Raw genomic sequence first — 12193 nt, 5'->3', positions numbered from 1 at the left:
CGATCATCCCAATGACCTGTGGGCCGACGATGCCGTTTTTATGCTGGGCGATATTTATGATAACCGCCTTAATGATAAAGCCAGCGCCAAAATATGGTATCAGAAAATTATAACCACCTATCCCGGCAGCCTCTGGATCAACGAAGCACGTAAACGTTTCAGGCTGCTGCGTGGCGATAATGCGGATTCTTGATTTGGTTCATTGATTCATTTGCTTATTAGTTCATTGGTGAATAGTTTGTCACTATACTCATTGCTATACGACGTTTCACCAATGAACAACTGAACTAATTAATTACTTTTGCATCACTATGATTGTATACAACGACACTATAATAATTGAAGAAGGCATTCACGACGAATGGCTTAACTGGATAAAAAACGTACAGATACCTGCTATAATGGCAACCGGCTGTTTCCACTCGTACAAAATGCTAACCGTTATTGACTCACCAAACGAAGGGGTTACTTATTGCATTCAATATAATGCAGATAGCATTCAGCAGTTTCAGGAATTTTACATGAACCATCTGCACAAGTTTCAGGCTATACACCAGGAGCAATTCCCGGATAAGTTTGTGATGTTTAACACACTGATGGAAACGGTGGAGTAATTCTTCCTCTCATGCTATATTGTGAGGTACGCAACTAATACCGTCATGCCGAATTTATTTCGGCATCCCACAGGACAATTGTACGCAAAACGTTAACTAAGCTTGAGAGATCCTGAAACAAGTTCAGGATGAACTGTGTTTAAAACAAAAAAGGTGCTTCTTCCGAAGCACCTTTTTTGTTTACTTGGTGATGAGGTTATACAACTCATCCAGTTTTGGTGTGAGTACAATTTCTATGCGGCGGTTTTTGGCGCGAGCCTCATTGGTTGGGGCAGAGTCAATCGGCTGAAACTCGCCTTTTCCTGTAGCTGTTAACCTGTGCGGATCAACTTTTTCAGTTTCGGTGAGGTAACGCGTTACCGAGGTAGCACGTAATACACTCAGATCCCAGTTATCCTTGATCTGACCCAGGTTCAATACCTTTTTATCATCGGTATGGCCTTCAATAGCCATATTAATATCCGGTTCCTTGTTAAGTACTGCAGCCAATTGTTTTAACGCGGCTTTACCCTTATCATCAATAACAATACTGCCCGACGGGAACAGCAGCTTATCGGCCAGTGATACATACACTTTACCGTTACGAATATCAACAGTTAAGCCACTTTGCTGAAAGCCCAACAATGCCTGTTGTAATTTATTTTTAAGCGCGTTGGCGGCTTCATCGCGTTTACGCAATATATCTTCTACCTCTTTCAGGCGGGCCTCGCGTTTCTCAAGGTCAGCAGCCAGGCGTTTTAATTTAGATGAACTGGTGCTCAGATGACTGTTCAGCGTGCTGTTGTTGTTTCGCAAATCAGCCAGTTCACGGTTCAGGCGCATGGTATCGGCCCTTAACTGAAAAACCTGGGTTTCCAGAGTTTCGGTGCGGTTAGTAAGCGAATCGCGCTCGGCAATCAAAGCTTTGTATGCCTTTGGCGACATGATCTTACAGGAATAAAAAGTAAGACACATGGCCGCGGCTAACAAATAATAAGTGATCTTCATTGTAATATTATATTTGTCTGTAGTACTATGCAAGTGCATTTCTTAAAAAAACGTTAAGCGGGTATATATGGCTGCATACCTGGGCTATTTCTTCGGCCGCATTCTTTTTAACGATATCCTTATCGCTTATTTTATGCCAGGCCACAAAACTTTTCAGCTTCAGCAGGTCGATATTTTCATTATCGATGCTGTATCCCTGCGGAACTGATTTTAACTGCTCCTGCTTCCTGAAATCGCCAAACAGCTTAATAAATTCTTTATCGTCGATGATCTGCCTCAGATCATGGGCGTTATAATCAATTTCCTGGCGTATGGCTTTTAAATGCGCTGCTTCAGGCATCCAGTAGCCTCCACCTATAAATGAGTTGTCCGGCTGTATTTGCAGATAATATTCTGCACCTCCTGGCCTTAAGCCTGTGGTTGGTAGGCTAATGCCAAAGTTATTTTTATATGGTGTTTTATTTTTGCTAAAACGGATATCACGGTAAATACGCATCACACACTTTTTGGGGTCAAGCGCCTCGTCAATTCCCGGATCTATTTTATGCATGGCGGTTAGCAGTGTGCCTGTAAATTCAATTACATTTTCACGGGCTTTGTCGTATCTATCCTTGTTATCTAAAAACCATTCACGGTTATTATTAGCTGCAAGGTCCTTTAAAAAATCAAGACTTTCCTGGTGTATCATCGGTATCTAAATATGATTGGTAGTGTATTTTTGGCGATAACCAATATAACAATAGCACCCGCGAATATCTGAAATTTATGGGTGCCAATGCAAAACAGCCTAAAATTATGACACTAAGGTACAACCATGGCGAATCGGAATTATGGGTGATCAGAAAGGTAAGCCAGGCTATACCCAAAGCTTCGCCAACATTTAGGGCATAGCTTACATACATAGCCGCATAAAAATACCCCGGCTCAATTTCAAAATACAAATTGCAGTGGGAGCAGTTTAAATTTATTTTGTTAGCGAAACTATAAGGCCAGCCCTGAAACATATTGCCCCTGCGACAACGCGGGCATTTACAATGCAGCATAGCCCACGACTTGGATGTTTGAGACATTATATTAGACGAGTATAGCTTCCCTTGTACAAAGGATCAGAAGAAAATATTAATTCAGATGCAGTTTTTCTTTACGCATACTGATATCAACATTTTTACGGCGGTATTTTTTATACCATATATAACCTAATATTCCGGCTGCCAGGTAAGGTGCTCCCAGTAAAAACAATATACCATTATTTAAACCTTTAGCCGCGTTACCACCGCTTTGTGTATTGGTTTCAACTGTGGCGGCGCACTGTGCACATTGTGCTTGTACGGGTTGCCTGCTGCAAATTAAAAAGCCCAGGGCTGCTACAAATAATAGAATTCTAAAACCTGCTTTCATATTGGCAAATTTAATTAATAATTATTTAAAAGTGGTAATAAGGCTTTATCATCAAATACACGATAACGCCGGTAATAGTGACATATAACCATATGGGGAACGCCCATCTTACCAGTTTCTTATGCTTAGCTACCTGCATTTGTAAGCCTCTGTAAAAACTCAACAATATTAATGGTAAAACACCAGCCGCTAATACAATATGAGGCACCAGAATACTTAGGTACAGCGTGCGCATACCACCCGCCGTAGCACGCTCCGCATCCGAAAGCTTGCCATCAAAATTAGCATCGCCATACAGGGTATCATTACGCATTAGGTAGTGAAACAAAATATATGATACCAGGAATAATGATGACAAGCAAAAAGTAATAATATTAAGCCTTTTGTGTACCTTGATATTACCCTGTTTAATAAAATAAAGCGAGGTAAGCAGCAACACTGTGCAAGTGCCATTTAAAAACGCATTAAGCATGGGTAAATAAGGCGTAAACGACGGAGCCACAGCCGGCCCCGGAATCAAGTGGCGGTTTAATACCACTACTACTGTAATTACAAATATGGTAACACCCGCCACAAAGCGGATTATAAATTTATCGCTCATTTTGTTGGAGTATGGATTAATGACAAAAGAGAAATGACCTATTATATTATAAACCCGAGCCTTTTGTCTTTTATCTTTGTTCTTTTATTTAATAAAGCGCCTTGTCCACTTTTCGCAGTTCCTCGGCAATCAACACTTTAATTTCGTCGGTCAGGCGGTTAATATCATTGGTATTGGCGCCTGAATAATAACCTCTGATCCGTTTTTCCTGGTCAATCAGGATCAGCTTATCACTGTATATATAATCATCGTTACCAGCCTTCAGCGCGTCAACCAAAAAACCATTGCGGGCCAGGCTGTAAATTGATGTGGTATCACCTGTTAAAAACAGCCAGCGGTTTGACGCCGGTTTTAAGCTTTCGGCATATTGCCTCAAAACAGCTGAAGAATCCCTATCCGGATCAACCGTGATAGATGCAAAGTACACCATCTTATTTTTACGGTACGTATCAACCAGGTAACCCATATTGCGGTTAATGGTTGCACAAACTGCCGGGCAATGCGTATAAAAAAAGCCAGCTACAAATATTTTGCCTTTGAAGGTATTTTCAGATGCAGGCTTACCGTACTGGTCGGTTAAGTTAAACGCAGGCAAGTGATGAAAAATAGTATCCGGTATATATTGGCCATGAAATTTATGGCCGGTTTTGGCAACCACTTTTGGGCCGTAAATGGCCAGTGGTTTATACCTGTTTTTACCCTTTGCAGTTAGTAAATAATACAAAAATCCTGGCACTGCTAATATGAGCACCAGGATTATAATTTTTTTCCCTAAAGCGGCCATTATTATCTCCTCAGATCAATCCAGTGGTGGCTCTCATTAGTAAGTACCAGGATCAAACCGATGATGAACAATATCGGAACTATAATAGACAGGGCTAAACCCATCTTTTCGAACTTTAAGTGCATGAAGTAAGCAACTATATAAAATGCTTTAAACAGTGTTAAAACAATATATACAGGGTTTGCATACTTGATATCCAAATAACCATGAGGTACTAATAAAAGCGCGATGATGAACTCTACAGCGGTAATAGCTGATAGGATCAGAGCTACTTTAATTATTCTTCCCCTGCTCATTGACTCATGCTCGCCACCTTCGTGGTGAACTTCGTGTGATTCTGTTGACATATATATAATGTTTTTATACTAAATAAAAGAATGTAAATACAAATACCCATACCAGGTCTACAAAGTGCCAGTAAAGACCAACTTTTTCAACCATTAGGTAGCTACCGCGTCTTTCGTAAGTACCTAATAATACGTTTACGGTGATAATGATATTGATAACTACCCCGGTAAATACGTGGAAACCGTGGAAACCTGTTATAGTAAAGAATAAGTTCGCGAATTCCTGAGCGGTCATATGCCTTGCAGCTTCTGTACCACCTTCGTTAAAAAATTTGCCTAATTCCTCTAAAGCAGGTGTACTACCCCACCAAAAACCTTCATGGTGTAAGTGTGTCCACTCTAAAGCCTGACAACCCAGGAACATTAAACCACCAACTACTGTAGCTATCATCCAGCCCATAACCTCCTTTTTAGAGTTACGGTGACCAGCCTCAACAGCCAATACCATAGTTACGGAACTTAAGATCAGGATAAAGGTCATTATACCCACAAACACCAGTGGTGCTCCGCTATCTGTTAGGCCAGGTACTGATTGAAATACCTTATCTGCCGCCGGCCATACACTTGCGCTAAAACGTAACGATCCGTAAGAAATTAATAACGATGAAAAGGTGAATGCATCTCCAAGTAGGAAAAACCACATCATTACTTTTCCGTATTCAACATTGAAGGGCGATCTCCCTCCAGACCATGAGGTTGATTTAACCTCGTCTATTTCTGATACTGCTGTTGCTGTACTCATTTGTACTTAAATATGGGTGTATTAATTTTGATTCAAAAGTAAAAAAACATACAGATAAATCCATATAATTCCGAGAAAATGCCAAAAAATAGATGTCATTTCCATTTTAAACAGGTTACGTACCTGCGGAATATTTTTGTATGCTCCCCAAAGGGTATTTAATAGTAATAGTATGGCTGCAATTATGTGCAATAAGTGCATGCCGGTAAAAATATAAACAAAAGAACGAGACGCGTTAGGGTCTGTAAGATGTATGCCCATTTTATAAGCCAATATATACCACGCGTATATCTGTATCACAAAAAACGCTACACCTAATAAAAACGTAAGCCATAAAAACATACGCTGCTTACCAAACTGTAAACCTTTTGCTGCCCTTTGAGCCAAAAATAAAGTAACACTACTTAATATAATGGTAATGGTGCTGTATTTAAAGGCATCAGGCATTATTACGTTAAGGCCATGCCCCTTACTCCCGCTGTAAACTATAAACCCGCTGCTTATAGCTGCAAAAAACATGAACGATGTAAGTATAAACAACCACATGTTGAATTTTTTTGGAGCCAAATTAAGCCTGTCGTTATTTTTCTGAACCTGAGCCATCATTTCACTTTCCTATAAAATCAAATAAAAACATTAACTGAACTACAGGCAAATACATAAATGAGCCGAACATCAGTTTCCTGGCGGCCTCAATTTGCCTGGTGCGTAACAAACCAAAAGCTTGGTATAAGAATATTAAACTGCATACCAATGATACACCGCCTACATAGTAACCACCGTAATGGTAAATAGTTGGTAATAAACTAACTGGCAGCAAAATTAATGTAAATATAAAGGTAATTACAGCACTTCCTAAATTACGTTCGCCGGTAGGCAGCAGGCGGAAACCCGCCAGCTTATAATCGTCATCTAAAACCCAGGCAATAGCCCAAAAATGAGGGAATTGCCATACAAATTGTATTCCAAACAGGATCAATGCTATTTCATCAATTTTACCGTGAGCAGCTACATAACCAATAAGTGGTGGCAAGGCACCTGGTATTGCACCTACGAATACAGCTATTGGCGATTTGCGTTTAAGCGGTGTATAAGCAAATGCATATAATAAGATAGAAAATACCGATAGTAAACCAGTAAGCAGATTAAGGCTACCTAATAAATAAGTACCGGCCATGCCCATACCTAAACCTAAAACAAGCGCTTGGCCGGTATTCATTTTCCCTGAAGGAATAGGACGATCCATTGTACGCTTCATGAGCTTGTCCAGATCTTTCTCTATAATTTCGTTAAATGAATTAGCCGCAGAGGTTACTAAAAATCCCCCAACTATTAGCTTTACCCAGTTAACCCAATCTATATGGCCATTCGCCCTGCTCCCTATCAAAAATGAGATGGAAGCGGAGAATACCACCAAAAAGGTAAGCCTTGTTTTAATTAGCTTTGAGAAATCTTTCAAATTCATTTGCTTAGCCCCCTAACATTAACAGATCTGTGTAAATTCAAAAGCAAATAAAATTGAGCCCCAAATATCAGGCTTGCCAAAACTATGTGTGTGGCCTGCGCAAACGGTGGCAACGACCAATAGGATAATAGAATACCTGTTACTATTTGCAGCATGATAATAAGGAATGTAAAACTCATTAATTGCTGATGTATAGAATGCCTGCTAAACTGCTTGCGAATAAGCGCATACAACATGACGTTAACCACCAGTACCAATATGGCCAGATCCCGGTGATGTGAAAATATCTCACCTGCATTGGCAACCCAATTATTACGGTAGCCACCCTGGAACTGTGTTGCTACAGCATCTATTTTTTCACGTACTTCGGTTCCGAATGTTATTTGCAAAATGCTTAATAATAGTGCAACTATGGTTATGGCGTATACCAATGTACTCGTTTTCAATAGTTGATTCCCAACTACTTTTGCCTGATGATAGGTATATATCACTATTGCTAATATAGCCAGGGCCAACAGCATATGCACGGTAACGATCCAGGCAACCAAATTGGTTGATACTACAATTGAACCGAGCCAACCTTGAAAACCTACCAATATTACGTTAAATACGCTTAGCAGCGCTATACGCTTAGAAGCTTTCCAATAACTAAAGGAATATACAGCTGATAACAATAAAAACAATCCAGAAATAGCACCAATAAGTCGGTTTACGTATTCTGTCCAGGTTTTACCGGCGTTAAACTCTTCAGGAAGCAGGATAGATCTGTCCTCACGAATCCTTTTAGCCAGATCACTATAACCAAATACATCTAATGTTTTGGCAAAGCGTTCGTTTTTAGCTAAGCGCTTGTCTACATATTTTTGCTTGTAATCTTTGGGTAAATCGGCACTGCTTGTTGGCGGAATATATCGTCCAAAGCATTTAGGCCAATCGGGGCATCCCATTCCTGATCCGGAGCTACGCACAACACCACCAGCCAGTATCAAAACAAAAAGCAGGATGATTGTTATGAGGTTGATCTTTTGGAATCTGTTTTTAGATGCGGATATACTCATGAATAGGGTGAGTAGCTAACAGTGAGTGGTGAATAGTGAGTATGAGCCTTTAACTGGAACTCACCACTTACTACTCACCACTCACTATTTACTACTTAAAATTATTTTACTTGTTCGTTTGCTTTCAGCGTACTTTGAAACTTTTGCAGTTCTTCTAAACCTTTAGGGTTATCTTCAAAATCATGAGGAAGATTTGAGCTCATGGTTTGAGAGTAAGGAACTGTTTGAGGGATATAATCCTCTTCAGCACCTGGCTTGCTATAATCATATGGCCAACGGTAAACAGTTGGTATTTCACCAGGCCAGTTACCGTGTAAGTGTTCAACCGGTGTAGTCCACTCCAGTGTATTTGATTCCCAAGGATTTTGGGTAGCTTTTTTACCAATGAATATAGAAGTGATAAAGTTGTACAAGAACGCCACCTGTGCACATGCTGCCATAATAGCCGCCCATGTAACAAAAGTATTAACAGTTAACCAACGTTGCATACTCACAAATTCAGTGAAAGCATAGTAACGACGTGGTACGCCATCAAGACCCATAAAGTGCATCGGGAAGAACACCAGGTAAGCACCGATAAAGGTTAACCAGAAGTGCAGATAGCCCAATTTCTCGTCCATCATTTTACCAAACATTTTAGGGAACCAGTGGTAAACACCTGCAAGCATGCCAAATATAGCTGCTGAACCCATTACCAGGTGGAAGTGAGCCACAACAAAATAGGTATCGTGCAAGTTGATATCCAAGGTAGCGTTACCTAAAAATATACCTGTTAAACCACCTGATATAAAGAATGACACCATGCCAATAGCGAACAGCATAGCTGGTGTAAACCTGATATTACCGCGCCATAAAGTGGCCAGCCAATTAAATGTTTTTACTGCTGATGGTACCGCGATGATCAGTGTAGTGATCATGAACACACCACCCAGGAACGGATTCATACCTGTTACAAACATGTGGTGACCCCATACAATGAATGATAATACGGTAATACCGATCAGTGAATAAACCATCGCGTGGTAACCGAAGATCGGTTTGCGGGAGTTTACCGACATAACCTCAGATGAGATACCCATTGCCGGCATAATTACGATATATACTTCCGGGTGACCCAGGAACCAGAATAAGTGCTGAAACAGGATTGGGCTGCCACCTTCAAACGGTTGTTGTACGCCGTTCAATACGATATCTGATAAGTAGAAACTTGTTCCGAAGCTACGGTCAAATATTAACAATACAACACCTGCAACTAATACAGGGAAAGCCAGCATACCTAATATAGCGGTAAGGAATAAAGCCCAGATAGTCAATGGCATTTTCCAAAGGTCCATGCCTTTTGTACGCATGTTTAATACTGTACTTACATAGTTGATACCACCTATTAATGAAGATGCTATAAAGAATACCATACTAATTAACCACAGTGTCATACCCATACCAGAACCAGGCATGGCTTTCGGCAATGCGGATAATGGTGGATAGATCGTCCAACCACCGCTGGCAGGGCCTTTCTGTACCAGGAATGATGATAACATGATTACACTGGCAATAAAGAAGAACCAGTATGATAACATGTTCATAAACGGCGAGGCCATATCACGTGCACCAATTTGAAGAGGTATCAATAAGTTGGCGAAAGTACCGCTCAAACCTGCCGTTAATACAAAGAATACCATGATTGTACCGTGGATGGTAACCAGCGACAGGTAAAAGTCGGCGCTAATACGTCCGTTAGGAGCAAAGCGGCCAAGTAATGTAGTTAACAGAGGGAAAGTTTTATCAGGATAAGCCAGCTGAATCCTGAACAAAATAGACAATATCATTGCAATGACTGCCATAGTAATACCTGTGATCAGGAATTGCTTGGAGATCATTTTATGATCCATGCTAAACACGTATTTAGACAGGAAAGACTGATTATGATGATGTTCGTGACCGTGATCGTCGTGATGTGCTACTCCGTGGTCGTGAACTGCTAATGTTGACATATCGCTTATCTTAATTCTTATATTAATTATTTAATGCTAACCTATTCTCTGTACCTGTTTTTGGCTGATCTGCTGCCGCAAAATGTAACTCTTTCCTTAACTGATCAGTTAAATAAGGCTTTTGTCTTGATAACCAAGCCTGGTATTCTGCTTCGGTAACAACACGTACAACTTTTTGCATGTTATAGTGACCGCCCCCGCAAATTTTGTTGCAATAAACTGTGTACTCAAATTTAGGGTCATCCAGTTTAGTGCGCATCTGAGCGGTTGTAATAGTTGGTACAAATTTAAAGAAAGTAGGTAAGCCCGGTACAGCGTTCAACTGAACCCTGAAGTGAGGCATGTAAACGCTATGGATAACATCCTGAGCATCTATATTTAACCTTACTGCTCTGTTAACAGGTAAATACATGGTATCAACAGTAAGATCATCAAAACTTGATTTCTTTTTGAAGTTAACACCTAATTTATTAGCTGCAGATACCATTCTGAAATCTTTAGGACCTAATTTACCATCTTTACCAGGGTAACGTAGTTCCCATGCAAACTGGTGACCGGTAATATCAACGTTAATTGCAGCAACCTCGCCTTTAGCATCGGTGTTATCCATAATTTTTTGCCAGGTGAAAAAACCGAATACAACCAGAATAGTTAATACGATAGCCGGTGCTATAGTCCAAATTTTCTCAATGGTGTTGTTATGAGGTAAAAAGTGAGCTCTGCGTTTGTCAGAATGCCTGTAGTTGAACAAAAATGTAAACAGTAATATCTGTGTTGCAAAAAACACTATCATGGTTAAAACTGTCGTAACAGTAAACATCTCATCAATTTTAACACCATGTTGAGATGCAGCCTCAGGCAAGGTCATGCTGCCTTGTACAGTAAATGACCAATAAGCGCCGTACATACCCACAACCAGAATCACAAGGCAAAGAACAGCCATAATGGTATTCCATTTAATACCTTTTTTACCTTGAATTTGGATTGTAAGATCGTATATCTTTAAAATTTTACCTATTACCGCTATGCCAAGGCATACCAGGAAAAACAGTAATAAATAATAAGCAACGCCTGTCCAGTCAACCTGCGGGGCCTCGGGTTGGCCACCAGCCGCAGCTGCTTCAGTTTGTGCCATTAACACGTTTGTACCCAAAAGCATAAACGCGGTAATGAATGATAGTAATGATTTAGACTTTATAAATTTTCTGAATCCCATTTTAATGTCAGTTTGGTATTCTGTATTTTGTTGCAAAAATAACAATTATTATATGTGATGGTGAAGGCTCTCCTGCAAGAACGGATGTTTTTTCGGAATAAGCGTCTTAAATTTACTTAAAGCATTTAACACCAGGAAAGTAAATAAGCCAGCAAAACCTACAGCCGCACCTAATTCAATATAGCTGAAACCTACTTTATCACCTACTGTACCTGGCATGATCATGATAAAGTAATCCAACCAGTGACCAACGATCAAAAGTATACAGGTGAATTTCATTACACTTGTCAAACGTTTTGAATCACGTGACATGATGATCAGCAATGGGCCCATAAAGTTGATCACGATATTAAGCCAGAACCAGAATTTGTATTCAGGCTCCCATCTTCTCAGGAAGTAAACACTTTCTTCAGGGATGTTAGCATAATAGATCAACAGGAATTGCGCAAACCATACGTATGTCCAGAAAATAGAGAAACCAAATATCAACTGTCCAAGATTATGTAAGTGATCTTGAGTGATCCATTGCATATAACCATTGGCTCTTAACAAGATAATTGTTAAAGTGATAACTGATAAACAGCTTACCCACATGGCGGCAAAATTATACCAGCCAAACATGGTTGAGAACCAGTGTGCCTCTAATGACATTACTACGTCAAAAGAAAATACAGGTTGAGTAAAACCGAATATTACAAGAAACGCAGCCGAAATGGTAAAGCTCTTTTTGTAGTAAAATAAACCACCCAATTCATCTTCAGTTTCTGAATATTTAGCCAGTAAAAAGCCAAATATAACATAGGCACCTAAAAACACAATCAAACGGATCAGGAAGAATGGTACATTTAAAAAGCCTGATTTACCAGCCAAAACCGGATCATAATTTTCACTTCCTGGAGTGGTTACACCACTCATGTGCCATATCTTATATAAATAAGGAGCAACAACTTGCTTGCCTTCAATTTCGGTTGTGTGTGTTAAATTCAAACC

Annotated in this window: 15 protein-coding genes; 2 read left to right on the top strand and 13 right to left on the bottom strand. The window is 40.0% G+C overall.

All coding sequences use genetic code 11. The features are described from left to right. Positions 1 to 193, top strand: a 193-nt coding sequence (locus AAGC65_RS21045; RefSeq protein ID WP_343114431.1) for a hypothetical protein, incomplete at its 5' end; no start/stop codon positions are given. A 118-nt stretch (positions 194 to 311) separates the two neighbouring features. Further along, positions 312 to 614, top strand: a complete 303-nt coding sequence (locus AAGC65_RS21040; protein ID WP_343114430.1) for a DUF4286 family protein — start codon at positions 312 to 314, stop codon at positions 612 to 614. A 180-nt stretch (positions 615 to 794) separates the two neighbouring features. On the opposite strand, the gene AAGC65_RS21035 is transcribed toward AAGC65_RS21040, so the two are convergent. The 13 genes from AAGC65_RS21035 to AAGC65_RS20975 all read right to left on the bottom strand — a co-directional run. Continuing rightward, entirely contained in the window at positions 795 to 1601 is an 807-nt protein-coding gene (locus AAGC65_RS21035; protein WP_343114429.1) for an OmpA family protein, read from the bottom strand. A 25-nt stretch (positions 1602 to 1626) separates the two neighbouring features. Then, entirely contained in the window at positions 1627 to 2289 is a 663-nt protein-coding gene (locus AAGC65_RS21030; protein WP_343114428.1) for a DUF2461 domain-containing protein, read from the bottom strand. A gap of 431 nt (positions 2290 to 2720) precedes the next feature. Continuing rightward, positions 2721 to 2999, bottom strand: coding sequence for a hypothetical protein (locus tag AAGC65_RS21025; protein WP_343114427.1), 279 nt, complete (start codon positions 2997 to 2999; stop codon positions 2721 to 2723). 25 nt (positions 3000 to 3024) lie between these two features. Continuing rightward, positions 3025 to 3600, bottom strand: coding sequence for a DUF420 domain-containing protein (locus AAGC65_RS21020; RefSeq protein ID WP_343114426.1), 576 nt, complete (start codon positions 3598 to 3600; stop codon positions 3025 to 3027). Positions 3601 to 3688: 88 nt separating this feature from the next. Next, positions 3689 to 4384, bottom strand: coding sequence for an SCO family protein (locus AAGC65_RS21015; protein WP_343114425.1), 696 nt, complete (start codon positions 4382 to 4384; stop codon positions 3689 to 3691). A gap of 2 nt (positions 4385 to 4386) precedes the next feature. Beyond that, positions 4387 to 4731, bottom strand: coding sequence for a cytochrome C oxidase subunit IV family protein (locus tag AAGC65_RS21010; RefSeq protein ID WP_343114424.1), 345 nt, complete (start codon positions 4729 to 4731; stop codon positions 4387 to 4389). Positions 4732 to 4744: 13 nt separating this feature from the next. Beyond that, positions 4745 to 5473 (bottom strand): cytochrome c oxidase subunit 3, encoded by a 729-nt coding sequence (locus AAGC65_RS21005; protein ID WP_343114423.1) that lies wholly within the window; start codon positions 5471 to 5473, stop codon positions 4745 to 4747. Positions 5474 to 5494: 21 nt separating this feature from the next. Further along, the gene (locus tag AAGC65_RS21000; protein WP_343114422.1) at positions 5495 to 6079 is read right to left on the bottom strand and encodes a cytochrome c oxidase subunit 3; all 585 of its coding nucleotides are present in this window, start codon (positions 6077 to 6079) and stop codon (positions 5495 to 5497) included. 1 nt (position 6080) lies between these two features. Beyond that, positions 6081 to 6938: a heme o synthase gene (cyoE, locus tag AAGC65_RS20995; protein ID WP_343114421.1), complete on the bottom strand. Its 858-nt coding sequence runs from the start codon at positions 6936 to 6938 to the stop codon at positions 6081 to 6083. Next, positions 6935 to 7996 (bottom strand): COX15/CtaA family protein, encoded by a 1062-nt coding sequence (locus AAGC65_RS20990; RefSeq protein WP_343114420.1) that lies wholly within the window; start codon positions 7994 to 7996, stop codon positions 6935 to 6937. The genes cyoE and AAGC65_RS20990 overlap by 4 nt, the downstream gene beginning before the upstream one ends. A 101-nt stretch (positions 7997 to 8097) precedes the next feature. Next, complete coding sequence (locus AAGC65_RS20985) at positions 8098 to 9987, bottom strand: cbb3-type cytochrome c oxidase subunit I (RefSeq protein ID WP_343114419.1); 1890 nt, start codon at positions 9985 to 9987, stop codon at positions 8098 to 8100. Between the two features lie 22 nt (positions 9988 to 10009). Further along, positions 10010 to 11203: a cytochrome c oxidase subunit II gene (locus tag AAGC65_RS20980; protein WP_343114418.1), complete on the bottom strand. Its 1194-nt coding sequence runs from the start codon at positions 11201 to 11203 to the stop codon at positions 10010 to 10012. 48 nt (positions 11204 to 11251) lie between these two features. Further along, positions 11252 to 12193: quinol:cytochrome C oxidoreductase (locus AAGC65_RS20975; protein WP_343114417.1), on the bottom strand; the 942-nt coding region annotated here is incomplete at its 5' end.

This window comes from Mucilaginibacter sp., assembly GCF_039207105.1.
Taxonomy (GTDB): Bacteria; Bacteroidota; Bacteroidia; order Sphingobacteriales; family Sphingobacteriaceae; genus Mucilaginibacter.
This window is presented reverse-complemented; position numbering and strand designations above follow the sequence as displayed.